The sequence below is a fragment of the Klebsiella sp. CSG-1 genome, from assembly GCF_056521145.1.
Map to the genome: position 1 here is coordinate 261,256 of NZ_JBWNLD010000007.1, position 23,919 is coordinate 285,174.

22 protein-coding genes are annotated in these 23,919 nt (G+C 57.6%); 8 read left to right on the top strand and 14 right to left on the bottom strand.

From position 1 onward, the window contains the following. Positions 1-13: 13 nt before the first annotated feature. The 4 genes from pyrI to AC007G_RS18560 are packed head-to-tail and all read right to left on the bottom strand — an operon-like array spanning position 14 to position 1,564. Positions 14-475, bottom strand: coding sequence for an aspartate carbamoyltransferase regulatory subunit (gene pyrI / locus AC007G_RS18545; RefSeq protein WP_004857283.1), 462 nt, complete (start codon positions 473-475; stop codon positions 14-16). Between the two features lie 12 nt (positions 476-487). Continuing rightward, the gene (pyrB, locus tag AC007G_RS18550) at positions 488-1,423 is read right to left on the bottom strand and encodes an aspartate carbamoyltransferase (protein ID WP_032689773.1); all 936 of its coding nucleotides are present in this window, start codon (positions 1,421-1,423) and stop codon (positions 488-490) included. A 2-nt stretch (positions 1,424-1,425) separates the two neighbouring features. Beyond that, a complete protein-coding gene (locus tag AC007G_RS18555) occupies positions 1,426-1,485 on the bottom strand; it encodes a pyrBI operon leader peptide (RefSeq protein WP_112150686.1) in 60 nt (19 codons plus the stop codon). Continuing rightward, on the bottom strand, positions 1,460-1,564 hold the full coding sequence (locus tag AC007G_RS18560) for a pyrBI operon leader peptide (RefSeq protein ID WP_015585298.1): 105 nt from the start codon (positions 1,562-1,564) through the stop codon (positions 1,460-1,462). Before AC007G_RS18560 ends, AC007G_RS18555 begins: the two co-directional genes overlap by 26 nt. A gap of 193 nt (positions 1,565-1,757) precedes the next feature. Here AC007G_RS18560 and AC007G_RS18565 point away from each other — a divergent pair, with 193 nt between their 5' ends. Further along, positions 1,758-2,213: a YhcH/YjgK/YiaL family protein gene (locus AC007G_RS18565; protein WP_032689772.1), complete on the top strand. Its 456-nt coding sequence runs from the start codon at positions 1,758-1,760 to the stop codon at positions 2,211-2,213. Between the two features lie 110 nt (positions 2,214-2,323). On the opposite strand, the gene argF is transcribed toward AC007G_RS18565, so the two are convergent. After that, positions 2,324-3,328 (bottom strand): ornithine carbamoyltransferase, encoded by a 1,005-nt coding sequence (gene argF / locus AC007G_RS18570; RefSeq protein WP_479466640.1) that lies wholly within the window; start codon positions 3,326-3,328, stop codon positions 2,324-2,326. Beyond that, positions 3,298-3,393: a putative translational regulatory protein ArgL gene (gene argL, locus AC007G_RS18575; RefSeq protein WP_371033352.1), complete on the bottom strand. Its 96-nt coding sequence runs from the start codon at positions 3,391-3,393 to the stop codon at positions 3,298-3,300. Before argL ends, argF begins: the two co-directional genes overlap by 31 nt. A 98-nt stretch (positions 3,394-3,491) precedes the next feature. Between argL and rraB the strand changes: the two genes are divergently transcribed. Beyond that, complete coding sequence (gene rraB / locus AC007G_RS18580) at positions 3,492-3,917, top strand: ribonuclease E inhibitor RraB (protein ID WP_004857292.1); 426 nt, start codon at positions 3,492-3,494, stop codon at positions 3,915-3,917. Between the two features lie 173 nt (positions 3,918-4,090). Continuing rightward, positions 4,091-4,858, top strand: a complete 768-nt coding sequence (gene miaE, locus AC007G_RS18585; RefSeq protein ID WP_032689770.1) for a tRNA isopentenyl-2-thiomethyl-A-37 hydroxylase MiaE — start codon at positions 4,091-4,093, stop codon at positions 4,856-4,858. Between the two features lie 133 nt (positions 4,859-4,991). Here miaE and AC007G_RS18590 read toward each other — a convergent pair whose 3' ends face one another. From AC007G_RS18590 to pepA, 4 genes are all read right to left on the bottom strand, one after another. Then, positions 4,992-5,495, bottom strand: a complete 504-nt coding sequence (locus AC007G_RS18590; protein WP_032689769.1) for a GNAT family N-acetyltransferase — start codon at positions 5,493-5,495, stop codon at positions 4,992-4,994. 120 nt (positions 5,496-5,615) lie between these two features. Then, positions 5,616-8,471 carry a valine--tRNA ligase gene (locus AC007G_RS18595; RefSeq protein WP_142630522.1) on the bottom strand — a complete coding sequence of 952 codons (2,856 nt, stop codon included), beginning with the start codon at positions 8,469-8,471 and terminating at the stop codon, positions 5,616-5,618. After that, positions 8,471-8,914: a DNA polymerase III subunit chi gene (gene holC / locus AC007G_RS18600; protein ID WP_142630520.1), complete on the bottom strand. Its 444-nt coding sequence runs from the start codon at positions 8,912-8,914 to the stop codon at positions 8,471-8,473. Before holC ends, AC007G_RS18595 begins: the two co-directional genes overlap by 1 nt. Before the next feature lie 122 nt (positions 8,915-9,036). Further along, a complete protein-coding gene (gene pepA / locus AC007G_RS18605) occupies positions 9,037-10,548 on the bottom strand; it encodes a leucyl aminopeptidase (protein WP_004857309.1) in 1,512 nt (503 codons plus the stop codon). A gap of 267 nt (positions 10,549-10,815) precedes the next feature. On the opposite strand from pepA, the gene lptF reads away from it, so the two are divergent. Both lptF and lptG read left to right on the top strand, forming a co-directional pair. Continuing rightward, positions 10,816-11,913 carry an LPS export ABC transporter permease LptF gene (lptF, locus tag AC007G_RS18610; protein ID WP_032697183.1) on the top strand — a complete coding sequence of 366 codons (1,098 nt, stop codon included), beginning with the start codon at positions 10,816-10,818 and terminating at the stop codon, positions 11,911-11,913. Next, complete coding sequence (lptG, locus tag AC007G_RS18615) at positions 11,913-12,995, top strand: LPS export ABC transporter permease LptG (protein ID WP_032689765.1); 1,083 nt, start codon at positions 11,913-11,915, stop codon at positions 12,993-12,995. Before lptF ends, lptG begins: the two co-directional genes overlap by 1 nt. Before the next feature lie 39 nt (positions 12,996-13,034). Here the strand turns inward: lptG and AC007G_RS18620 are convergent, their stop codons facing one another. Together AC007G_RS18620 and AC007G_RS18625 are read right to left on the bottom strand one after the other, a co-directional pair. Further along, positions 13,035-14,537 carry a helicase HerA-like C-terminal domain-containing protein gene (locus AC007G_RS18620; RefSeq protein ID WP_032689764.1) on the bottom strand — a complete coding sequence of 501 codons (1,503 nt, stop codon included), beginning with the start codon at positions 14,535-14,537 and terminating at the stop codon, positions 13,035-13,037. 98 nt (positions 14,538-14,635) lie between these two features. Continuing rightward, on the bottom strand, positions 14,636-15,457 hold the full coding sequence (locus tag AC007G_RS18625; RefSeq protein ID WP_032698302.1) for a TIM barrel protein: 822 nt from the start codon (positions 15,455-15,457) through the stop codon (positions 14,636-14,638). Between the two features lie 352 nt (positions 15,458-15,809). Between AC007G_RS18625 and AC007G_RS18630 the strand changes: the two genes are divergently transcribed. Both AC007G_RS18630 and iolB read left to right on the top strand, forming a co-directional pair. Further along, on the top strand, positions 15,810-17,315 hold the full coding sequence (locus tag AC007G_RS18630; protein ID WP_032689762.1) for a CoA-acylating methylmalonate-semialdehyde dehydrogenase: 1,506 nt from the start codon (positions 15,810-15,812) through the stop codon (positions 17,313-17,315). Positions 17,316-17,333: 18 nt separating this feature from the next. Further along, positions 17,334-18,143, top strand: a complete 810-nt coding sequence (gene iolB, locus AC007G_RS18635) for a 5-deoxy-glucuronate isomerase (protein ID WP_032689761.1) — start codon at positions 17,334-17,336, stop codon at positions 18,141-18,143. Between the two features lie 374 nt (positions 18,144-18,517). On the opposite strand, the gene AC007G_RS18640 is transcribed toward iolB, so the two are convergent. Continuing rightward, complete coding sequence (locus AC007G_RS18640) at positions 18,518-19,378, bottom strand: MurR/RpiR family transcriptional regulator (protein ID WP_032689755.1); 861 nt, start codon at positions 19,376-19,378, stop codon at positions 18,518-18,520. Positions 19,379-19,528: 150 nt separating this feature from the next. Next, positions 19,529-21,442, bottom strand: coding sequence for a bifunctional 5-dehydro-2-deoxygluconokinase/5-dehydro-2-deoxyphosphogluconate aldolase (locus AC007G_RS18645; RefSeq protein WP_064384585.1), 1,914 nt, complete (start codon positions 21,440-21,442; stop codon positions 19,529-19,531). A gap of 528 nt (positions 21,443-21,970) precedes the next feature. Here AC007G_RS18645 and iolD point away from each other — a divergent pair. Next, positions 21,971-23,911 (top strand): 3D-(3,5/4)-trihydroxycyclohexane-1,2-dione acylhydrolase (decyclizing), encoded by a 1,941-nt coding sequence (iolD, locus tag AC007G_RS18650; protein WP_131066576.1) that lies wholly within the window; start codon positions 21,971-21,973, stop codon positions 23,909-23,911. The last annotated feature ends 8 nt before the right edge of the window (positions 23,912-23,919 follow it).

The following is a 23,919-nucleotide window of genomic DNA, read 5'->3' on the forward strand; positions in this document are numbered from 1 at the left end:
ATACCAACCTCAATTAGTTGGCCAGAACCACATAATGCGAAAACTCTTTTTCACAATATTTGCACTTCAACGCGATATCGTTTTCCCGCTTTTTCACTGCAAAGCTGGAGGAAACCGGCTCAGCGTGGCTGATACAGTTGCTGTTCGGGCAGACCAGCACGCTGTTAATCCGATCCGGCAGATTCGGGCGTGACTTACCGACCACTTCATAATCATCGATGCGGTTGACCGTGGCATGCGGGGCATACAGCGCCAGCTGGTTCACCTGCTCGTCGGTGAGGAAGGTATTCTCAATTTTTACCAGGTCCTTGCGGCCCATTTCACCTGACGGCAGGTTCAGGCCGATGGTGATACGCTGATCCGTTTCGGTCAGTTTGAACAACGTCAGCAGTTTAAAGCCCACCTGCGCAGGGATGTGGTCGATAACGGTGCCACGTTTAATGGCTTCTACCTGCAGTTTATTATCGTGTGTCATGGTCGTTTCCCCTTACAGAGCCAGCTCGCTATTCAGTACCAGTGCCAGTAACGCCTGGCGTGCGAAGATGCCGTTGCCGGCCTGCTGGAAGTACCAGGCGTGCGGCGTTTTATCGACATCGGTGGTGATTTCATCAATGCGCGGCAGCGGGTGCAGCACTTTCATATTGTGACGGGCGCCTTCGAGGTCGGCGGCGCGCAGGACAAACTGCGCTTTGACGTTGGCGTATTCCGACGGGTCAAGACGCTCTTTCTGGACGCGGGTCATGTACAGAATATCCAGCTCCCCCATCACTTCATCAATGGCGCTGTGCACGCTCCAGGCAATCCCTTTCTCATCCAGCATATCGAGGATGTACTGCGGCATCGCCAGCGCATCCGGGGCGATAAAGTAGAAGCGGTTGCCGTTAAATTTCGCCAGCGCCTGGGTCAGCGAATGGACGGTGCGGCCATATTTGAGGTCACCGACCATCGCGACGTTGAGGTTTTCCAGACGGCCCTGAGTTTCCTGGATGGTGAAGAGATCCAGCAGGGTCTGCGTCGGGTGCTGGTTAGCGCCATCGCCGGCGTTGAGGACCGGAATACCGCCGGAAAACTCGGTCGCCAGACGCGAAGCCCCTTCCTGCGGGTGACGCATCACGATGGCGTCGACGTAGGTGCTGATGACCGAAATGGTGTCGGCCAGGGTTTCGCCTTTTTTGCCCAGCGAGGTGTTGCTGCTGTCGGAGAAGCCCACCACGCTGGCGCCGAGGCGGTGCATCGAGGTTTCAAACGACAGACGGGTACGGGTGGAGGCTTCAAAGAAACAGCTGGCGATAACCTTATGCTTCAGCAGTTCCGGCTGTGGGTTCGCTTTCAGTTTTGCAGCGGTCGCCAGGACCAGTTCGAGGTCTTCTCGGCTGAGATCGTTTATGGAAATGATATGTTTTTGATATAGCGGGTTAGCCATGTTTATCTCCTGACGCCTGGGCAAAAAAAAAGCCCCTTAAATAAGGGGCTTCGAGAATTCATTGAGCAACGGAAAGAAAAACGCTACGCCAGCGCCTGTGTTCAGACGCGGTAAGACAGAATGTCGTACGCAGTAGACCATGCTTCCTCCCGGCAAATCGACCGGCATTATACGCAGCTCAAATTTCGGATCAAGCGATTAGTACACAAACAAGAAAACGATTGCTTCGATAAGGCTGCGCCAGCGCAAAAAACCGTAAAAAAGAGGTGGTATGGCAGTGTGAAGGGGCGTATAAAAACAAAAATGAAAAGCTGTTTTATCTTTGAGAGGTTCTATGATCGTTGGTCACATTCACCATCTGCAGGCCTGGCTGCCGGACGCGTTGCGTCAGGCGATTGAGCACGTTAAAGCCCACGTGAGCGAAGAGACGCCGCCCGGCAAATACGATATTGACGGTAGCAACGTGTTTTATATGATTTCGGAAGATACGACCGAACCTCTTGCCGCCCGCCGCGCGGAATACCATGCGCGCTATCTGGATATCCAGATTGTGCTGCGCGGCCAGGAGGCCATGACCTTCAGCACCCGCCCTGCCGCTGGCACCCCGGACATCGACTGGCTGGCGGAGAGAGATATTGCGTTTCTGTCGGCCGGCGAACAGGAGCAAACCGTCATTCTGAACGAGGGCGATTTTGTGGTCTTTTACCCGGGAGAAGTGCATAAGCCGCTGTGTGCCGTAGGCGAACCGGCCAAAGTGCGTAAGGCGGTAGTGAAGATCCTGATGGCGTAAAAAATCCCCGGGTGGCGCGACGCTTACCGGGGCTACGGGGAGGTAGCCCGGATAAGTCTGGTTGCCCGGATAAGCGTCGCGCAATCCGGGAACATCCCGCGAGAGAACGACTATTTACTCAGCGTCGCCACCATCACCGCTTTGATGGTGTGCATCCGGTTTTCCGCCTGATCGAAGACGATGCTTGCCGGCGACTCAAAGACCTCGTCAGTCACTTCCATGCCGCCATGCAGGCCGTATTCCGCCGCCATCTGTTGACCAAGGGTCGTTTGATCGTCATGGAACGCGGGCAGACAGTGCAGAAATTTCACCTGCGGATTACCGGTCAGCGCCATCATGTCGCTATTCACCTGATAAGCGCGCAGTAACGCAATGCGCTCCGCCCATTTCTCTTTGGCTTCGCCCATCGAGACCCACACGTCGGTGTAGATAAAGTCGGCCCCTTTCACGCCCGCCGCGATATCTTCGGTCAGCGTGATGTTGCCGCCGCGTTTCTGCGCCAGCGCCCGGCATTCCGCCACCAGATTCTCTTCGGGCCAGCAGGCCTTCGGAGCCACCAGGCGCAGATCCAGGCCGGTCAAGGCCGCGGCTTCGAGCATGGAGTTGCCCATGTTGTTGCGGGCGTCGCCTGCATACACCAGGGTCATTTCGTTAAAGGCTTTCCCCGGCAGATGCTCCTGCATGGTCAAGAGATCCGCCAGCAGCTGGGTAGGATGAAACTCGTTGGTCAGGCCGTTCCATACCGGAACACCGGCATATTCGGCAAGGGTTTCGACCACTTCCTGACCATGGCCGCGGTACTGAATACCGTCATACATCCGGCCCAGCACACGGGCGGTATCTTTAATGGATTCTTTATGGCCGATCTGGCTGCCGCTTGGCCCGAGATAAGTGACGCGGGCACCCTGATCAAATGCGGCAACTTCGAAAGAGCATCGTGTCCGGGTAGAGTCTTTTTCGAAGATGAGCGCGATGTTTTTTCCAGCCAGATGCTGGATTTCAATACCGTTTTTTTTATCGGTTTTTAGTCTGGCCGCCAGCTTCAGCAGGGCGGTGATTTCCGCAGGGGTAAAATCGAGTAACTTTAAAAAATGCTTCTGGTAAAACGCGGACATGATTCCCTCACATGGCTTAAGCCCCTTATTGAATTAAAATTCAATTTATATGTATGAATATTCATTTGCAACCCCGTGACACAAATCTTTCGCACAAAGGTGGAGGCAATCACGGCGGTATGTGACAATAGAAGTATCTGCCGCACATTATGAGGAACGAGCCATGGCAAACCCGGAACTACTGGAAGAACAGCGTGAAGAAACGCGTCTGATTATCGAAGAGCTGCTCGAAGACGGCAGCGATCCGGACGCGCTGTACACCATTGAACACCATCTCTCTGCCGACGACTTTGAAACGCTGGAGAAAGTGGCTGTCGAGGCCTTCAAGCTGGGTTACGAAGTGACCGAGCCGGAAGAGCTGGAAGTGGAAGAAGGCGAAGTGGTTATCTGCTGTGACATCCTGAGCGAAAGCGCCCTGAAGGTGGAGCTGATTGATGCCCAGGTTGAGCAACTGATGACGCTGGCGGAAAAATTCGGCGTCGAATATGACGGTTGGGGCACTTACTATGAAGACCCGAACGGTGAAGAGGGCGATGAAGAAGATGACGACGATCTCGTCGATGAAGACGATGACGGCGTTCGCCACTAAGTAAATCTGCACGTCATCCTTCAGGCCGCGTCTTTGCTGGCTGCGCACAGGAACCCCGGCGACATCGTTCTCTATGTTGTCGGGGTTTTCGTCTCGTTATACCCTGAACAATAATTGTGTCTGTTTGGATGCGATAACGGCCGGCAGCCGTTACCGTATAGCAAGGAACCTCAATGGACTACCCGCAAATACTCGCCCCCGTACGTCACTTCCTGCACTGCCCAACGCCACAGGCGTGGATCGATGAAGCCCGTAAGCCGGAAAATCTCCCGCTGCTGCTGACTGATCATATGGTCTGCGAGCTAAAAGCGGCGCAAAACGCGCTGCTGCTGGTGCGTAAATATGTTGCTGATAAACAAGGGGCCGACGAGCTGCTGGCCTGCCTGAAGCCGTATGAGGACTTTACCTACCGCTGGGGGCCCGAGCCGGATTTCATCGCGCTGCATAAACGAATTAATAAAAGCGCCATGCCGCAAACCGACGATCCCTGGAGCCGTCAGCTGGTGGACAGCATGGTACTGCTGATTAAAGAAGAGCTGCACCATTTCTGGCAGGTGCGGGAAATGATGCAGGCCCACGACATCCCGTACGTCAAAATCACCGCCAGTAATTATGCCCGCGGGTTGCGCAGAGAGGTGCGCTCCCACGAACCGGTGATGCTGATCGATAAGCTGATTTGCGGCGCCTACATTGAAGCGCGATCCTGCGAGCGCTTTGCCGCGCTGGCGCCGTGGCTGAATGACGATCTGCAAAAGTTCTATCTGTCGCTGCTGCGCTCCGAAGCGCGGCACTATCAGGACTATCTGGATTTGGCGCAGCAGATTGCCGAAGAGGATATCAGCGAACGTATTCACCAGCTTGGCGAGGCGGAGGCGGCGCTGATTAACGCCCCGGAGGCCGAATTCCGTTTCCACAGCGGCGTGCCGATGGTCGCGGCGTAAAGAGCCTTTCCCCGAAGGCGGAGCGTTCCGCGCCTGTCCGGGCTACCAAACCGCCGGGTAACCTGAGGGGGGAGAGCCGTCGCCCCGGTAACTATCGCGTGACCGGGGAACCGCGGCTGACGGCGACGAGCCGTTACAGCGTTTTCAGCATCCGCACTTCGCAATCGACATGACCGGTGCAGCCAAGCGGCCCGTCGATATGTTCGAAGCCCAGGCGCTCATACAGCCCGACGGCTTCTTTCAGGAAGGCGGTGGTTTCCAGATAGCAGCGTTTGAAACCCTGCTCGCGGGCATAATCTAACGCCAGCAGCGCCAGCTTTTTCGCCAGCCCCTGGCCACGGGCAGAGGTCATAAAATACATTTTCTGTAGTTCGCAGATATCCGGTTCGCTATGCGCCAGCGGGGCAATGCCGCCGCCGCCGACCACCTGACCCTCCTGTTCAACCACCCAATAGGCGGAGCCCGGCTGGCTGTAGAGCTCAAAAAGCTCATCGAGGTTAGGGTCGGCGACCGTATAGCCTTTATCGGCCGTCAGGCCGTATTCCGCAGAAACCTGGCGGATAACGTTGGCGATAGCTGCATTATCTTCAGCGGTGATGCGGCGCAGCGACGCCGTAATGGTCGCGCTCGTATTCATACGATGACTCATAGCAAAAAATGACGGATGGTGTTGTTAATAACATCGCGAGCGGGGGAAGCGCAAGCGGGTATCGCGGATAAAAACGCCCCTTGCCTGAGCCGGCAAGGGGCGGGAGGGTTACAGCGCGGCGATGACCGCCTGCTGTTCGATCAGTTTGCTTTTCGCTTCGGCATAACCGTCCAGCTTCTCACGCTCTTTGGCGATCACCGCTTCCGGTGCGCGAGCGACAAAGCCTTCGTTGGCCAGTTTGCTTTCGATGCGGCTGATTTCACCGTCGATCTTCGCCACTTCTTTCGCCAGACGCGCCAGCTCATCTTCTTTGTTGATGAGACCCGCCATCGGGATCAGCAGCTCGGCGCCGTCGATGATTTTGGTGACGGAAACCGGACCTTTGTCATCGGCTGGCAGTACGGTAATGCTTTCCAGACGCGCCATGGACTGCAGGAAGCTCTGGTTGTCGGTCACGCGACGCTGAGCGTCAGCGCTGCAACCGCGCAGCAGCAGTTCGAGCGGTTTGCCCGGGGCGATGTTCATTTCCGCACGGATATTACGCACCGCGACGATCGCCTGCTTCAGCCATTCGGTATCGGCCAGCGCCGCTTCATCAACCTGCGCCGCATCGTAAGCCGGGAACGGCTGCAGCATGATGGTGTCCGCATCGATACCGACGATGGTTTTCACCCGCTGCCAGATGGTTTCAGTGATGAACGGAATGATCGGGTGCGCCAGACGCAGCAGACCTTCCAGCACGGTCACCAGGGTATGGCGCGTACCGCGCAGCTCAGCTTCAGAGCCGCCGGTCATCACCGGTTTGGTCAGCTCCAGATACCAGTCGCAGAACTGGTTCCAGGTGAACTCATACAGGATGCCCGCGGCGATGTCGAAGCGGAAGTTATCCAGCGCTTCACGGTACGCTTTCACGGTCTGGTTGAATTCGGCAAGGATCCAACGGTCCGCCAGCGACAGCACTTTCTCGCCGCCGTTGAAGCCGCAGTCCTGACCTTCGGTATTCATCAGCACGAAGCGGCTGGCGTTCCACAGCTTGTTACAGAAGTTACGGTAACCTTCCAGACGCTTCATATCCCAGTTGATGTCGCGGCCGGTAGAGGCCAGCGCCGCCAGGGTGAAGCGCAGGGCGTCGGTGCCGTGCGGCTCAATACCGTTCGGGAACTGTTTCTCGGTGCGTTTGGCAATTTTCTCCGCCAGCTGCGGCTGCATCATGTTGCCGGTGCGTTTCTCCAGCAGCTCTGGCAGGGAGATGCCGTCAACCATATCCAGCGGGTCAATGACGTTGCCCTTGGATTTGGACATCTTCTGCCCTTCGTCGTCACGAATCAGACCGGTCATGTAGACGGTATGGAACGGTACCTGCGGCTTGCCGTTTTCATCTTTGATAAAGTGCATGGTCATCATGATCATGCGGGCAATCCAGAAGAAGATGATGTCGAAACCGGAGACCATCACGCTGGTTGGGTGGAACTGACGCAGCGCGTCGGTGTTTTCCGGCCAGCCGAGGGTGGAGAAGGTCCACAGCGCGGAGGAGAACCAGGTATCCAGAACGTCTTCGTCCTGACGCAGCGCAACGTCGGCGGAGAGGTTATTCTCCTGACGCACTTCGTCTTCGGTACGGCCAACATAAACGTTGCCTTCGTTGTCATACCACGCCGGGATACGGTGACCCCACCACAGCTGACGGGAGATACACCAGTCCTGAATATCGCGCATCCAGGAGAAGTACATGTTTTCGTACTGCTTCGGCACGAACTGAATGTCGCCGTTTTCAACCGCTTCTACGGCAGGCTTCGCCAGTACGTCGGCACGCACGTACCACTGGTCGGTCAGCATCGGCTCGATCACCACGCCGCCACGGTCGCCGTACGGCACGGTCAGATCGTGAGGTTTGATCTCTTCGAGCAGGCCGAGCGCATCGATGGCCGCCACAACGGCTTTACGCGCAGCGAAACGCTCCAGATTCTGGAATTCAGCCGGGATCTCTGCGGAGTAAACCCCGGACTCTTCGCCTTTGGTGTCGTACACCTGCGCGCTTTCGCGGATGTCGCCGTCAAAGGTCAGGATATTGATCATCGGCAGGGCGTGACGTTTCCCGACTTCATAGTCGTTAAAGTCGTGCGCCGGGGTGATTTTCACGCAGCCGGTGCCTTTTTCCATGTCGGCGTGTTCGTCGCCGACGATCGGAATGCGGCGGTCAACCAGCGGCAGAATCACGAATTTGCCGATCAGGTCTTTGTAACGCGGGTCTTCCGGGTTAACGGCCACGCCGGTGTCGCCCAGCAGGGTTTCCGGACGGGTGGTCGCGACAACCAGGTAATTTTTCCCGTCGGCGGTTTTTGCGCCGTCGGCCAGCGGGTAGCGGATGTGCCACATGGAGCCTTTAGACTCGCGGTTTTCCACTTCCAGATCGGAGATAGCGGTACGCAGTTTCGGGTCCCAGTTAACCAGGCGCTTGCCGCGGTAAATCAGGTCTTCTTTGTACAGACGAACAAAGACTTCTTTTACGGCGTTGGAGAGGCCTTCATCCATGGTGAAGCGCTCGCGCTCCCAGTCCACGGAGTTGCCCAGGCGACGCATCTGACGGGTAATGGTACCGCCGGATTCCGCTTTCCACTGCCAGATTTTATCGATAAAGGCATCGCGACCGTAGTCGTGGCGAGTTTTCCCTTCTTCTGCGGCAATCTTACGCTCAACCACCATCTGGGTCGCGATACCCGCGTGGTCGGTACCGGCCTGCCACAGAGTATTTTTACCCTGCATGCGCTGGTAGCGAATCATGGTATCCATGATGGTTTGCTGGAAGGCATGACCCATATGCAAACTGCCGGTGACGTTCGGCGGCGGGATCATGATGCAGAAGCTCTCCTGGCTTTCATCACCATTCGGTTTGAAATAGCCCTGCTTTTCCCAATGCTCGTAGAGCGGCTGTTCGATATCTTGTGGGTTGTATGTCTTTTCCATTATTTCCAGGTTGCCGTATTCAGGTTGAAACCAGCCATGCGGTACGCTTTGTAGCGTTCGCGCGCCAGTTGTTTCAGAGAATCTTCGTAAGGGACAAAGTCTATCACTTCTGTGAAAGCGGTGGCAAAATCTGCAAAGTTTAGCCGCAGACTGATCAGAATATCCCGCGGGCTGCTGTTGCGCTTTTGCGGCCAGGCGATCTCCACCGGCGCTCCGCCTCTGGGACCTTCTCCCGCCAGATTATGCGGGACAAAGCTTTCCGAAGGGCGGGCCCACAGCGCTTCATCCAGACGGATGGCCTGCTGTTCGTCTTCACAGGCGATAAGCACGCGTTTGCCGCTACGCCAACGTTCTGCGGCAATGTCACACACCAGTTGTTCAACGGCGCTTAAACCGTCTTGTTGTGTGTCGTTGTCCAGAAGGTAGAACGTTGCGTTTTTCATATATGGGGCTTCTTGTGGTGACTTTAAATGCTTAAGCCGGGCGGCGCTGCGCTGACCCGGCCTACAAACGGCATCTTTGCGTAGGCCCGGCAAGCGTAGCGCCGCCGGGCATCAGACGGCAATTACTCTTCGCCGGTAAACCCGGCGCGATTGAGCAGGAACTGCGACAGCAGAGCGACCGGACGGCCGGTGGCGCCTTTCGCTTTCCCGGAACGCCAGGCGGTGCCGGCGATATCCAGGTGTGCCCAGTTGTACTTACGGGCAAAGCGCGACAGGAAGCAGCCGGCGGTGATCGCGCCGCCAGGACGCCCGCCGATGTTGGCCATATCCGCGAAGTTTGACTCCAGCTGATCCTGGAATTCGTCGCCCAGCGGTAAGCGCCATGCGCGGTCGCCCGCCAGTTCGGATGCGCCGATCAGCTCGTGAGCCAGCGGATTGTGGTTAGACATCAGGCCGGTGATGTGATGGCCCAGGGCAATCACGCAGGCGCCGGTCAGCGTGGCGACGTCAATCACCGCTTCCGGTTCGAAACGCTCAACATAGGTCAGTACATCGCACAGCACCAGACGGCCTTCGGCGTCGGTATTCAGCACTTCAACGGTTTGACCGGACATGGTGGTCAGGACGTCGCCCGGACGATAGGCGCGGCCGCCAGGCATGTTTTCACAGCCGGCGAGGACGCCGATCACGTTCAGCGGCAGCTGCAGTTCAGCAACCATGCGCATCACGCCGTAGACCGCCGCCGCGCCGCACATGTCGTACTTCATCTCGTCCATGCCTTCGGCAGGCTTGATGGAGATGCCGCCGGAGTCAAAGGTCAGCCCTTTGCCGACCAGAACGATCGGGCGCGCGTCTTCCGCCGGGTTGCCTTTGTATTCAATCACCGACATCAGCGACTCATTCTGCGAACCGTTGCCAACCGCCAGGTAAGAGTTCATACCCAGCTCTTTCATCTGCTGTTCGCCGATGACGCGGGTGATCACATTCTTACTGTAGGTATCGGCCAGCTGACGGGCCTGAGAGGCCAGATAGGCGGCGTTACAGATGTTGGGCGGCATATTGCCGAGATCTTTCGCCGCTTTGATACCGGCGGCAATGGCCAGTCCGTGCTGGATGGCGCGTTCGCCGCTGGTCAGCTCGCGACGGGTCGGGACGTTGAAGACCATTTTACGCAGCGGGCGACGCGGCTCGCTTTTGTTGGTTTTCAACTGATCGAAGCTGTACAGCGTCTCTTTGGCGGTCTCAACGGCCTGGCGAACTTTCCAGTAGTTGTTACGGCCTTTCACGTGCAGTTCGGTCAGGAAGCAGACGGCTTCCATTGAACCGGTATCATTCAAAGTATTAATGGTTTTCTGAATGACCTGCTTGTACTGACGCTCGTCCAGCTCACGCTCTTTGCCACAGCCAATCAGCAGAATACGTTCTGACAGAATGTTGGGCACATGGTGCAGCAGCAGCGTCTGGCCAGGCTTACCTTCCAGTTCACCGCGACGCAGCAGCGCGCTGATATAGCCGTCACTGATTTTATCGAGTTGTTCGGCAATCGGGGAGAGGCGACGCGGTTCAAAGACGCCGACTACGATACAGGCACTCCGCTGTTTCTCCGGGCTACCGCTTTTTACACTGAACTCCATGCACTACGCTCCTGAATCTTAAAGACAACGACGGTGGCTACGGATAGAATTGCAAGCTTTCGTAACTCATGTCCGCTGTTGCGGTGACTTCGTGTTAATCTTAACGTTATTACGGCTTTGGTTCGTCAGAAAAAAACCTGATACGCGGAACCAGTGAGTCATTTAATCTTAGCGATGATTTCGAAGACCAAAGAGAATAAATGACGTTTAAGCCATGAAACAAGCAATTTTCCTGCAATAAGACGGGTTTTTACGGGCGTATTTATAGTGATAATCATAAGATATCTGGTTCGTGAGACGCTGAAAAGCCAGTTGGCGATCCTGTTCATCCTGTTACTGATTTTCTTTTGCCAGAAACTGGTCAGGATCCTTGGCGCCGCGGTGGATGGCGATATCCCGACAAATCTGGTGCTCTCGCTGTTAGGGCTGGGCGTACCGGAAATGGCGCAGCTCATTCTGCCCCTGAGTTTATTCCTCGGGCTGCTGATGACGCTGGGCAAACTGTATACCGAAAGTGAAATCACGGTGATGCATGCCTGCGGCCTGAGTAAGGCCGTACTGGTGAAAGCGGCGATGATCCTCGCGCTGTTTACCGGCGCGGTGGCGGCGGTCAACGTGATGTGGGCCGGCCCCTGGTCGTCCCGCCATCAGGACGAAGTGCTGGCGGAAGCGAAAGCCAACCCCGGGATGGCGGCGCTGGCCCAGGGGCAGTTTCAGCAGGCCAGCGATGGCAGCGCCGTGCTGTTTATTGAAAACGTCAACGGCAAGCGCTTCCATGATGTCTTCCTGGCGCAGCTGAAGCCGAAAGGTAACGCGCGACCTTCCGTCGTGGTGGCCGATTCCGGCGAACTGACGCAGAAGAAAGACGGTTCGCAGGTGGTGACCATGAATCAGGGTACCCGCTTTGAAGGTACGGCGATGCTACGCGATTTCCGCATCACCGATTTTAAAAATTACCAGGCCATTATTGGCCATCAGGCGGTGGCCTCGGACCCTGACGACACCGAACAGATGGGCATGCGCACGCTGTGGCGCACCGATACTGACCGCGCGCGCGCCGAGCTGCACTGGCGCTTCACGCTGGTGGCGACGGTGTTCATTATGGCGTTGATGGTGGTTCCGCTGAGCGTGGTGAACCCGCGTCAGGGCCGCGTGCTGTCGATGCTGCCGGCGATGCTGCTGTATCTGGTCTTCTTCCTGCTGCAAACCTCGATTAAGTCAAACGGCGGTAAAGGTAAAATCGACCCGATGATCTGGATGTGGGGGATTAACCTGCTCTACTTCGCGCTGGCCGTGCTGCTGAACCTGTGGGATACGGTGCCGATGCGCCGCTTCCGTGCCCGTTTTAACAAAGGAGCGGTGTGATGCAGGCGTTTGGCGTACTCGACCGTTATATCGGTAGGACGATTTTCAACACCATCATGATGACGCTGTTCATGCTGGTTTCGCTCTCGGGCATTATCAAGTTTGTCGACCAGTTGAAAAAAGCCGGCCAGGGCAGCTACGACGCGCTCGGTGCCGGGCTCTATACCCTCCTCAGCGTGCCAAAAGATGTGCAGATTTTCTTCCCGATGGCGGCGCTGCTTGGCGCCCTGCTTGGCCTGGGGATGCTGGCGCAGCGCAGCGAACTGGTGGTGATGCAGGCCTCCGGCTTCACCCGATTACAGGTGGCGCTGGCGGTGATGAAAACCGCGATTCCGCTGGTGCTGCTGACCATGGCGATCGGTGAATGGGTGGCGCCGCAGGGCGAGCAGATGGCGCGTAATTATCGCGCCCAGCAGATGTACGGCGGTTCGCTGCTGTCGACCCAGCAGGGGCTGTGGGCGAAAGACGGCCATAACTTCGTTTATATCGAACGGGTGAAAGGCAACGATGAGCTGGGCGGCGTGAGTATTTACGCGTTTAACGACCAGCGCCGTTTGCAGACCGTGCGCTACGCCGCTTCGGCGAAATTTGATAACGAGACGAAAGTCTGGCGCCTGTCGCAGGTCGATGAGTCTGACCTGACCGATCCGAAACAGATCACCGGCTCGCAGATGGTCAGCGGCACCTGGAAAACCAGGCTGACGCCCGACAAGCTGGGCGTGGTGGCGCTGGACCCGGATGCGTTGTCGATCAGCGGCCTGCATAACTACGTGACCTATCTGAAATCCAGCGGACAGGACCCGGGACGCTACCAGCTCAACATGTGGAGCAAAATCTTCCAGCCGCTGTCGGTGGCGGTGATGATGCTGATGGCGCTGTCGTTTATCTTCGGCCCGCTGCGCAGCGTGGCGATGGGGGTAAGGGTGGTCACCGGGATCAGCTTTGGCTTTATCTTCTACGTGCTGGACCAGATTTTTGGCCCACTGACGCTGGTCTACGGCATCCCGCCGATTATCGGCGCGCTGCTGCCAAGCGCCAGCTTCTTCCTGATAAGCCTCTGGCTGATGATGAAAAGAAACTAGCCGCCGGTCCCCCTCCCGCCTGCCGGGAGGGGGATGAGACTACCGTTTTCGCCCGCCGAGTAAACTCCCCAGCATGCCCCTGACTATCTGATTGGTCACCTGCCGAACCGCGCTTTTAGCGGCCGTTTGTACCAGACCATCATGTTTGCCGCCGCGTGGACCGGTGGTGCCGAACAAAATATCTTTCAGCCCGCCCAGCAGACCGTCGTCAGCGCTGCCCGTCTGGCCTTTTGCCGGCGGAGCCGCCTGTTGTTCTGGGGTTGCCTGTACCCCTTTTTGCAACATTTCAAATGCGGACTCGCGATCGACCTCTTCTTCATACTTGCCGTACAGCGCGGAGTGGTTAATCAGGCCATTACGCTCGTCGTCCGTCACCGGTCCCATGCGTGAGCAGGGGGCGATCACCATCGCGCGCTCGACCACCGACGGGCTGCCTTTTTCATCGAGGAAGGAGATCAGCGCTTCGCCGGTACCCAGCTCCTGGATAGCCTGTTCGGTGCTGAAAGCCGGGTTGGCGCGCATGGTCTGGGCCGCGGTTTTCACCGCTTTTTGATCTTTCGGCGTAAAGGCGCGCAGGGCGTGCTGAACCCGGTTGCCCAGCTGGCCGAGAACCGCATCGGGAATATCCGACGGGTTCTGTGAGACGAAGTAAACCCCCACGGCTTTGGAGCGAATCAGGCGGATAACCTGCTCGATTTTATCCAGCAGCACCTGAGGCGCATCGTTAAACAGCAGATGCGCTTCATCGAAGAAAAAGACCAGCTTCGGCTTTTCCCGATCTCCGGCTTCCGGCAGGCGCTCGTAGAGCTCCGAGAGCATCCACAGCAGGCTGGCGGCGTAGAGTTTCGGCATCTGATACAGTTTTTCGGCGCTGAGGATATTAATCACCCCTTTGCCGTTCTCGTCGAGGCGCATCCAGTCCTCGATGTCGAGCATCGGCTCGCCGAAAAAGTGCTCCGCCCCTTGCTGCTCCAGGGTCAGCAGGCCGCGCTGGATAGCGCCGACCGAGGCGCTGCTGATGTTGCCATACTGGTTTTGAAAAGCTTTGGCGTTGTCACCGATATACTGGGTGATGGCGCGCAGATCTTTAAAGTCGAGCAGCAGCAGGCCGCGATCGTCGGCGATGCGGAAGATAATATTCAGTACGCCGGACTGGACCTCGTTGAGATTCAATAATCGCGCCAGCAGCAGCGGCCCGAGATCGGACACCGTCGCCCGGACCGGGTGGCCTTTCTCGCCGAAAATATCCCACACCACCGCCGGGTTAGCGTGGGGCTGCCAGTCGGTGACGCCGATTTTTTCCAGCCGCGCCTGCAGTTTCTCCGAGCTTTGGCCCGCTGCGGCAATCCCGGTCAGATCGCCTTTTACATCGGCCATAAACACCGGTACGCCGATTTCGGAAAAGGACTCCGCCAGTTTTTGCAGGGTGACGGTTTTACCGGTGCCGGTCGCACCGGTAATCAGGCCGTGGCGGTTGGCCATTCCCGGTAGCAAATGCAGCTGTTTTTCCCGCGTGCGGGCAATCAGCAGGGGTGCGCTCATGATCGATTCCTCCATTTATCCTGCGTCGATTATAGGCAAACTGGCCGCAAACCGACGTGAGAAATCGCTGCATTCGCCTGGCGTGGCGTTGATTTCTCTCAGGCGCAATGGCGTTGAATGAGCGCGATGCTCCGTTCCGTCTCGCGGCGGATATCCTCTTCGCTCCAGGATGCCAGCTCCGGCGCAAACGGTTCGAACGCATACACCCCCTGATAACCCCGGGCTTCGAGGTGTTTGATTTGCTCACAGGTATGCAGCCGATCTTTTTCCGTCAGCATGATACGTTCGTCGTCGGTCAGGTTTTCCCGTGGACGGGCATCTTCCACGCCGGAGAGGTGCACCAGACCAATGTCAGCGATATCCACCTGGCTAAACTCGGCATCCGCCTGCGGATAGAGATGGTGGTGGAAGGTATCAATCAGTAGCTTAAACGGGACTTTCGCATCGCGGATGAGCGTCTGCGCCTGCGCGGCAGAGCGCAGTGAGCTCTGCGGGAAACCCAGCGGTTCAACCAGGCCCCGCACGCCGTAAAACGAGAACAGCGGCGACAGATCGCGCAGCGCGCTCAGCGTTTCGCTGGCCGGTACTTCGCTGCCATCGTTGAGCGGACACAGGACCAGCGATTTAGCGCCAATGGCTCTGGCCTCCTGCAACAACGATTCGGCCAGGCCGCGAACCTGCTCCGTGCGGCGGTTAAACGGGTACACCGCATTGATGGTCAAAATCTCAATATGGTAGCGGTCGGCCAGCTCGCGCACCTGCTGATGGCTGAGATCGTCGGTCACTTTGCCTGCGGGCAAATCGTTACGCAACTCGACCTTATTCAGCCCAAGACTGTTCACCAGACGGAAAAAGGCCTCGATGCTCAGCGATGGGGCGATCTTGCGATTAAGACAGAAACGTTGCAGTGCGATAGCCATGTGGCTCTCCTGAATGACGATAGGTTGGGTTTATTCGATCGACTGTAAGTCAAAACATTTATTTCATAATTAGCAATGACTGAAATGGTGGATCTTTGAGCTGCTTCGCAAATAATCGTACTTTACCGCTCTAAGTTACATCGGGCACAGATGGCGTGGCAGCTGAATCTTATCGCTGGCGCTTTCTGGACGAAACTCGAGCGCTGCAGTCGGGAAATGCGACGGTCATCACCAAAATAGAATTTCATTCTACATCAACATTGAAATATAAGTTTCATTTTACTACGGTTATAGCACAGCAAAATCGGAAAGGGGCCGCAGCGTTGGCCTTCCCACATCATGAGGCGAGAAGATGACGATCACAGGAAACTTTATTGGCGGGAAAACCGTCACCAGCAGCAGCAATGAAACGATGCCGGTGTACGACCCGGCGACGGGCAAGGTGGTGCGCGAAGTCACTTTGTCGACCGCTCAGGAAGTCTCTGATGCCATTCAGGTTGCCCGTGATGCCTTTGAAAGCTGGTCGCGCACCACGCCGCTACGCCGCGCCCGCGTGCTGTTCAACTTTAAAATGCTGCTTGAGCAACATGCTGAGGAGCTGGCGGGAATCATCGTTAGCGAGCACGGTAAGGTCTGGTCAGATGCACTGGGTGAACTGACCCGTGGTCTGGAAGTGGTTGAATTTGCTTGCGGTATTCCGCATCTGATTAAAGGTGAATACTCATCTGACGTCGGCACCGGCGTGGACAGCTATTCGCTGATGCAGCCGCTGGGTGTGGTGGCGGGGATTACGCCGTTTAACTTCCCGGCGATGGTTCCGATGTGGATGTTCCCGCTGGCGCTGGCCTGCGGCAACAGCTTCATCCTCAAGCCGCCGGCGCTGGCCCCGACGGCCGCGGTACGCCTGGCTGAACTGCTGAAGGAAGCAGGCCTGCCGGATGGCGTCTTTAACGTTGTGCACTGCAGCAACGATGATGCCGAGCAGCTGTATACCGATCCGCGTATTGCGGCGGTCAGCTTCGTCGGCTCCTCCGGCGTTGCCGAATATATCTACAAAACCGCCAGCGCCCACGGTAAACGCGTGCAGGCCTTTGGCGCGGCGAAAAACCATGCGATTGTGATGCCGGATGCGGATCTGGATGCGACGGTAAATGCGATTATGGGCGGTGCGTTTGGTTCTGCGGGCGAGCGCTGCATGGCGTTGCCGGTCGTAGTCGCGGTGGGTGATGAAACGGCGGATAAGCTGATTGCGCGTCTGAAGCCGCTGGTGGAAGCGCTGAAAGTCGGGCCGGGATGCATGCGCGGCAAAGAAGAGAACGAAATGGGCCCGGTGGTTTCCGATACCCATCAGAAGAAAGTGCTGGGCTATATCGATAAAGGCGCCAGCGAAGGGGCGAAACTGGTCGTCGACGGGCGTAAGCTGCGCGTGTCAGGCTATGATGACGGGTACTATGTCGGCGGTACGCTGTTCGACCACGTGACGCCGGATATGACCATCTGGCGGGAAGAGATTTTTGGACCGGTACTGGGCATTGTCCGCGTGGCGGACTATCACAGCGCGCTGGAGCTGGTGAACAGCCACGAATTTGGCAACGGCAGCGCCGTCTTCACCAGCAATGGACACACCGCCCGTGAATTCGTGCATGATGTCCAGGCCGGAATGGTCGGGGTGAACGTGCCGGTTCCGGTACCAATGGCCTTCCACAGCTTCGGCGGCTGGAAACGCTCGGTATTTGGCGCCCTCAACGTCCATGGACCTGACGGCGTGCGCTTCTACACCCGGATGAAAACCGCCACCGTGCGTTGGCCGGAAGGGCAGCAAACCGTATCTGAATTCAGCATGCCGACATTAGGTTAATCGGCGAAGGAGAACGCCATGTCGTTACTGGCTAAATCACGAAAAGAGGGGCAGATCCAGCACATCACGCCGCAAAGCGCCGGCTGGCGCTATATCGGTTTTGATGTGTGGATGCTGAAAAAAGGGCAGAGCATTACGCTGGAAAGCGGCGAGCGCGAGCTGTGTCTGGTGCTGGTTGCCGGGCTGGCGTCGGTTAAAACGACGAAGGCCGACTTCCCCGGGCTGGGACAGCGAATGTCGCCGTTTGAACGTACGCCGCCGTGGGCGGTGTATGTCCCGACGCAGGACAAGGTGGAGGTGACGGCGGATTCTGACCTTGAACTGGCGGTGTGTAGCGCGCCAGGTAAGGGTACGCTGCCGGCGCGGGTGATTCGTCCGCAGGATGTGGGCGTTGAACATCGTGGCAAAGGGCGTAATCAGCGTCTGGTGCACAATATCCTGCCGGATAATGCGCAGGCCGACTGTCTGCTGGTGGTGGAGGTGTATACCGACGAAGGCGCCACCAGCTCCTGGCCGTCGCATAAACACGATACCGCGCAGCCGGGTAAAGAGACCCAGCTGGAAGAGACCTACTATCACCGTTTCGATCCGCCGCAGGGCTTCGCACTCCAGCGGGTATATACCGATGACCGCAGCCTGGATGCCTGCATGGCGCCTTACAACCACGATGTGGTGATGGTGCCGCGCGGCTATCACCCGGTCGCGGCGATTGCCGGGTATGACAGCTATTATCTGAACGTGATGGCCGGGCCGGAGCGCAAGTGGTTGTTTACCTGGGAAGAGGACCACGCGTGGATCAACAGTCCTGACTATCCTCGTCACGACTGACGGATCGCAAGCGTTAAAAGGGCCGCTAAGTTTTTGCTTAGCGGCCCTTTTTGTCTGCTCCTGTTCCCCGGTGGCTGCCCGATAGTATTCCCCCGGTGGCGCTGCGCTGACCGGGGCTACGGGGGGATGGTCGCCCGGATAAGGCGCTGGCGCGGCAATCCGGGAGGTTTCCTGAAGGTCGGAGATATTCCCCCGGTGGCGCTGCGCTGACCGGGGCTACAGGGGGATGGTCGCCCGGGTAAGGCGCTGGCGCGGAATCCGGGAGGTTTCCTGATGGGCGGAGATATTCCCCCGGTGGCGCTGCGCTGACCGGGGCTACAGGGGATGGTCGCCCGGATAAGGCGCTGGCGCGGAATCCGGGAGAGGGGGCAGGGTCAGGCGAGGTTCTGCTGGGTTTGCGGTTCTTTGCTGCTGTTCAGCGCCAGTGACACGGCCAGCGTCTGAGCCAGGCACAGAGAGGCCACCTGGGAGCGGAAACCGTCAACCTGTGCTTCACGTACCACAAAGCAGACATCGCTGAAGGCCGCGAGCGGGCTGACCTGGCTGTCGGTAATCGCAATCTGTCGCGCCTTGCGCTGGGCGCCAAGTTCAACCAGCTCGACAACTTCACGCGCGTAGGGCGAGAAGCTTACGGCGACCACCACATCTTTCGGTCCCACCAGGCTCAGCTGCTCGGTGAACATTCCGCCGAGGCCATCGATCAGAAACGCTTTACGGTCAAGATGACGCAGCGCATAGGTCAAATAGGAGGCGACGCTAAACGAGCGGCGCAGGCCAATCACATAGATATTCTCCGCCTCCGCCAGCAGGGCGACCGCGCGCTCGAGATCATCGCCAGAGGTCTGCATCGCCAGCTGCTGCAGCGCCTGGGTATTCACCATGGTGAACATATTGAGAATTTCAGTCGGCGTTTCCGGCGGCGACGTTTCATCGTTGGTGGTCTGGCGGAACAGGCGCGCGCGTTCGGTATAGTTGGCGGTCTCTTCCATCAGATGCTGTCTGAACATCTGCTTCATTTCGTTAAAGCCGCTAAAACCGAACGCATTAGCGAAACGGATCAACGTCGATGGCGGGACATCCGCCTGCTGGGCGATGGAGGCGACGGTATCGAAAGCGACGCTATTACTGTTATCCAGAATATAGCGTGCCACCTGTTTTAAGCGTTTGCTTAATGTATCGTAGCGACGCCGGATTTCATCCTGCAGGATGGTCAGTTGGGTCGGATTATTGGCCATAGATTGCGCTCTGAGAAAATGAAAGGAATATAACTTCCAGTGTACCAAATGAAGCGAATTTTTCATTTTTTGCGATGAAATACGCGATTCATTTCACGAAGAAACAGAAAAAAAACCCGCACCGGGAGGCGCGGGCGGGTTTTATCGCGGTTAACCGCGGGCTTCACGCCAGTAGTCGATGAGCGTCAGGTAGTTGCGTTTCACCTCGCCAATCAGCGCCTCATCGCTCAGTTCGCCCGCCATCCAGCGCCGTGAAGGCTGGCCAAAAATGGTACGTCCGACGGCGAAGCCTTTGATGATCGGGTGGCCGGCGGCCTCGGCAAACCCGGCGCGCAGCCGATCTGACGGCGCATCGAGGCCAAGGAGCAGGATCCCGCGACACCAGGGATCTTCGCGCGCGATCAGACCCGCGATCTTTTCCCAGCTGGCGCTGGAGAGCGGCGGCAGCTTCCACCAGTCCGGCTGAATGCCGAGCTGGTAAAAATGTTCCAGCATCGTGTGGTAGTGACGCTCGTCTTTATCCGGGCCATTTTCCGGCTGGATCACTTCCAGCAGCAGCTCGTGTCCGGACTTGTTGCAGGCCTGCCAGACTTCCAGCAGCAGCGCATCCTGCTCAGCCCGCAGCGGTGCCGGATCTGCCGGATGATAGAAGACCAGGCATTTCACCACATGCTCCAGCGGCCAGTCGATCAGCTGGGAACCAATGTTGCCGTGTTCCAGACGCAGCGGGCGCGAACCCGGCAGCTCGATAGGGCGACCAATCCACCAGCCTTTACCGGTAATGGCATTCAGCGAGCTCTGACCGTAGGTGCCGTCGGCGAGAATCCCGCTGCGCTGTTCCAGCCCCGCCTCTTTGGCGGCCGCTTCGGCGGCTGCCAGCAGCAGCAGCTTGAGCCGGGGAATAGAGGCCGGATCGCATCCGGTTTCATGGGCCAGATCCGCCAACTGTTTACGATGATCAAAAGCGAAAATGCACAGCTCCGGCCACTGCTGACGGCGGCTGGTGACGCGGTGTAAATGGTTTAATCGCGCGTCGATATCCGGACGTGGCACGGATTCCGCCCGCAGCAGATAATCATCCAGCTCGACTTTGGTCGGCATCGCCGGCGCGCAGCCGTGGCGCGAGACCACCAGCGCGCCGCAGGCGTTGGCGTAGCGACACGCCTGTTCCCAGCCTTCATCATTCAGCCAGCCGCGCAGCAGACCGGACATAAAGGCATCGCCCGCGCCCAGCACGTTGAGTACCTCAACCCGTACGCCCTGCTGGAGCGGAATGCTGTCCCAGCTATCGGGAATGTCGCCTTCCAGCACCACGCAGCCCATCGGGCCCCGTTTGCAGACCAGCGTCGCTTTGGTCGCATGGCGGACATTTTTCAGCGCGGTCAGCGTATCGGTGCTGCCGCCGGCAATATGGAACTCCTCTTCTGTACCGACCACTAAATCGAACAGATGTAGCACTTCCTGAAGCTGACTGGTGACCGGACCGGATTCGATGAAACGCGTTTCACCGTCACCCAGCGAGGTCAATCCCCACAGCACCGGACGGTAATCGATATCCAGCGCGGTGCGCAGGCCGTGACGGCGGGCGTACTCCAGCGCTTTCAGTACCGCCGCGCGGGTGTTGGGATGAGAGAGGTGCGTGCCCGTTACCGCCAGCGCACGGGAAGAGGCGATGTACTCCTCGTTAATATCCTCAGGCACCAGCGCCATATCGGCACAATTATCACGGTAAAAAATGAGCGGGAAGGTCTCCTGATCTTTAATGCCCAGCATCACCAGCGCGGTGAGACGCTGTTTATCCGTGATCAGGTATTCGGTATCGACCCCGACCCGGCCGAGCGTTTCGCGTAGAAAACGGCCATTGTGCTCATCGCCGACGCGCGCCAGCATGGCTGATTTTAATCCCTGAATGGCGGTACCAAAGGCTACGTTGCCGGAAGAGCCGCCCAGATATTTAGAGAAACTGGCAACATCTTCTAGCCTTGCACCAATCTGCTGGGCATAGAGGTCGACAGCCACCCGGCCAATACAGATGACGTCGAGCCGCTTTACTGCTGCATTCATAGCTAGGTTTTCCTTTTACATATCTGCTGTACGGAAGGGTCGGAATGCCGACAAGGACTCCACACACAGCCTGAGGGTGAACGGATATCCCTAGTTTGAGAAATAAATATTTCATTTGCAAATGAGATCGAAATTAAAAAACCAAAAGTGTGAGGGATCTACCACTCTGCCGCGCCAGGCCCCATTCTGCAAAGGATCGAAGGCGCGGATGACGCCTGCTGCGGCATGGTTCGGTAAGAGAGTGCTTTATGCATGATTTTTAAAGGGATATTTAAGCGGCGGCGCGCCTTGAGCGGCCGAAGGCGGTGTGGCCGGCATGGGTGAAACGGGTGAAACAGAGAGAGAGTTTGATCCCTCTCGCAAAATGAAATATTTTTTCTGTATTTCTATTTAATGAAAAAAATGTTTGCCTATAATCCAAAAGTATTCCAGTGGACGTTAACGATTTCCCGCGGCTGTGACAAGCGTGTAGTACGGGGAAAACGCGCTAACCCACACACAAATACTGAACAATAAGGATTGTGCAAGATGGGCAAACTGAGACTGACAATGGCACAGGCGCTGGTGAAGTTCCTTGATAACCAGTTTCTCGACGTGGATGGCGAAGAGCATAAATTCGTAAAAGGTATTTTCGCCATCTTTGGCCACGGCAACGTGCTGGGGCTGGGCCAGGCGCTGGAACAAGACAGCGGCGAAATGCGGGTCTTCCAGGGGCGTAACGAACAAGGTATGGCGCACGCCGCCACCGGTTTCGCCCGCCAGTCTCTGCGCCGCCAGATCATTGCCTGCACTTCTTCCGTCGGACCGGGGGCGGCCAATATGATTACCGCCGCCGCGACGGCCACCGCCAACCGCATTCCTCTGCTGCTGCTGCCCGGCGATGTGTTTGCTAGCCGTCAGCCGGATCCGGTGCTGCAGCAGGTTGAGCAAAGCTATGACCTCAGCATCAGCACCAACGATGCCTTCCGGGCCGTCAGCAAATACTGGGATCGCATTACGCGCCCGGAACAGCTGATGAGCGCCTGCATTAACGCGATGCGCGTCCTGACCGATCCGGCGGAAACCGGCGCCGTCACTCTCTGTCTGCCGCAGGATGTGCAGGGCGAAGCCTGGGATTACCCGGAGTCGTTCTTTGTTCGCCGCGTGCATCGTCTCGATCGCCGTCCGGCCAGCGCCGCCCAGCTGGCGGATGCGGTGGCGGCCATTAAGGCCAGCCGTAAACCGCTGATTATTTGCGGCGGCGGGGTGAAATATGCCGGTGCCGGGGAAGCCCTGTCCCGCTTCGCGGAACGCTACGGCATTCCGTTCGCAGAAACTCAGGCCGGGAAAGGGACGGTGGTCTCCTCCCATCCGCTGAACGTCGGCGGCGTCGGCGAAACCGGCTGCCTGGCCGCCAACCTGCTGGCGAAAGAAGCCGATTTGGTTATCGGTATCGGCACCCGCTTTAGCGATTTCACCACCTCATCAAAATGGTTGTTCCAGCACCCCGGCGTGCGCTTTCTGAATGTCAACGTCAGCAACTTCGATGCCTGGAAACTTGACGGCATTCCGCTGCTGGCTGATGCCCGCGAAGCCCTGACCTCACTGGACAGCGCGCTGGCCGGCGAAGGCTGGCAGGCGAACTGGGGCGCGCAGATTGACAGCGTCCAGAGCCGCCAGCTGAAAGAGACCCAGCGCGTCTATCAGTCCGTCTGGCAGGAAGAGGCTTTTGTCCCGGAAGTCGATGATGCTCTCGATCGCGAGTCGGTATATCGGGAATTTCGCCAGATCACCGACTCCACGCTGACCCAGAGCAGCGTGCTGGGGGTACTCAATGAAACGCTTGCGGCGGATGCGGTAATTGTGGCGGCAGCGGGCAGCTTGCCCGGGGATCTGCAGCGCGTCTGGCGCAACCGGGCCCCCAACACCTATCACGTAGAGTACGGCTACTCCTGCATGGGCTATGAAGTGAATGCCGCGCTGGGGGTGAAGCTGGCGCAGCCGCAAACCGAAGTCTATTCCCTGGTCGGAGACGGCTCTTTCATGATGCTGCACTCTGAGCTGGTGACCTCGTTGCAGGAGCGGGCGAAGATCAACGTGGTACTGCTCGACAATATGGCCAACGGTTGCATCAACAACCTGCAGATTGGCCACGGTATGGGCAGCTTCGGCACCGAGTTTCGCTATCGCTCAGCGGAGAACGGGCAGCTGCAGGGCGGCCTGGTGCCGGTCGATTTCGCCACTATTGCGGCGGGCTACGGTTGCAAAACCTGGCGTGTCACCACCCTGAATGAGCTGCGTCAGGCGCTGGATGCCGCGCGTCGCGAGACGATCAGCACGCTGATTGATATTAAAGTGCTGCCGAAGACCATGGTGCATTCCTACGGCAGCTGGTGGAACGTCGGCGTCGCCCAAACGGCCTTGTCAGAACGTATTCGCAAAGTTGCTGAAATGATTAATGAAAAACGCGCCGAAGCGCGGGATTACTAGAACAGAAC

What these genes read in the sequence shown, in the direction of transcription:
- AC007G_RS18625 (WP_032698302.1), bottom strand. Translation starts at nt 15,457, where the DNA reads ATGGCTATCGCACTGCAACGTTTCTGTCTTAATCGCAAGATCGCCCCA.
- AC007G_RS18640 (WP_032689755.1), bottom strand. Translation starts at nt 19,378, where the DNA reads ATGGCCAATAATCCGACCCAACTGACCATCCTGCAGGATGAAATCCGG.
- holC (WP_142630520.1), bottom strand. Translation starts at nt 8,914, where the DNA reads ATGAAAAACGCAACGTTCTACCTTCTGGACAACGACACACAACAAGAC.
- AC007G_RS18590 (WP_032689769.1), bottom strand. Translation starts at nt 5,495, where the DNA reads ATGAATACGAGCGCGACCATTACGGCGTCGCTGCGCCGCATCACCGCT.
- rraB (WP_004857292.1), top strand. Translation starts at nt 3,492, where the DNA reads ATGGCAAACCCGGAACTACTGGAAGAACAGCGTGAAGAAACGCGTCTG.
- AC007G_RS18595 (WP_142630522.1), bottom strand. Translation starts at nt 8,471, where the DNA reads ATGGAAAAGACATACAACCCACAAGATATCGAACAGCCGCTCTACGAG.
- AC007G_RS18645 (WP_064384585.1), bottom strand. Translation starts at nt 21,442, where the DNA reads ATGAATGCAGCAGTAAAGCGGCTCGACGTCATCTGTATTGGCCGGGTG.
- argF (WP_479466640.1), bottom strand. Translation starts at nt 3,328, where the DNA reads ATGTCCGCGTTTTACCAGAAGCATTTTTTAAAGTTACTCGATTTTACC.
- iolB (WP_032689761.1), top strand. Translation starts at nt 17,334, where the DNA reads ATGTCGTTACTGGCTAAATCACGAAAAGAGGGGCAGATCCAGCACATC.
- pepA (WP_004857309.1), bottom strand. Translation starts at nt 10,548, where the DNA reads ATGGAGTTCAGTGTAAAAAGCGGTAGCCCGGAGAAACAGCGGAGTGCC.
- AC007G_RS18560 (WP_015585298.1), bottom strand. Translation starts at nt 1,564, where the DNA reads ATGGTCTACTGCGTACGACATTCTGTCTTACCGCGTCTGAACACAGGC.
- AC007G_RS18630 (WP_032689762.1), top strand. Translation starts at nt 15,810, where the DNA reads ATGACGATCACAGGAAACTTTATTGGCGGGAAAACCGTCACCAGCAGC.
- argL (WP_371033352.1), bottom strand. Translation starts at nt 3,393, where the DNA reads ATGAATATTCATACATATAAATTGAATTTTAATTCAATAAGGGGCTTA.
- iolD (WP_131066576.1), top strand. Translation starts at nt 21,971, where the DNA reads ATGGGCAAACTGAGACTGACAATGGCACAGGCGCTGGTGAAGTTCCTT.
- AC007G_RS18620 (WP_032689764.1), bottom strand. Translation starts at nt 14,537, where the DNA reads ATGAGCGCACCCCTGCTGATTGCCCGCACGCGGGAAAAACAGCTGCAT.
- pyrI (WP_004857283.1), bottom strand. Translation starts at nt 475, where the DNA reads ATGACACACGATAATAAACTGCAGGTAGAAGCCATTAAACGTGGCACC.
- AC007G_RS18565 (WP_032689772.1), top strand. Translation starts at nt 1,758, where the DNA reads ATGATCGTTGGTCACATTCACCATCTGCAGGCCTGGCTGCCGGACGCG.
- miaE (WP_032689770.1), top strand. Translation starts at nt 4,091, where the DNA reads ATGGACTACCCGCAAATACTCGCCCCCGTACGTCACTTCCTGCACTGC.
- lptG (WP_032689765.1), top strand. Translation starts at nt 11,913, where the DNA reads ATGCAGGCGTTTGGCGTACTCGACCGTTATATCGGTAGGACGATTTTC.
- pyrB (WP_032689773.1), bottom strand. Translation starts at nt 1,423, where the DNA reads ATGGCTAACCCGCTATATCAAAAACATATCATTTCCATAAACGATCTC.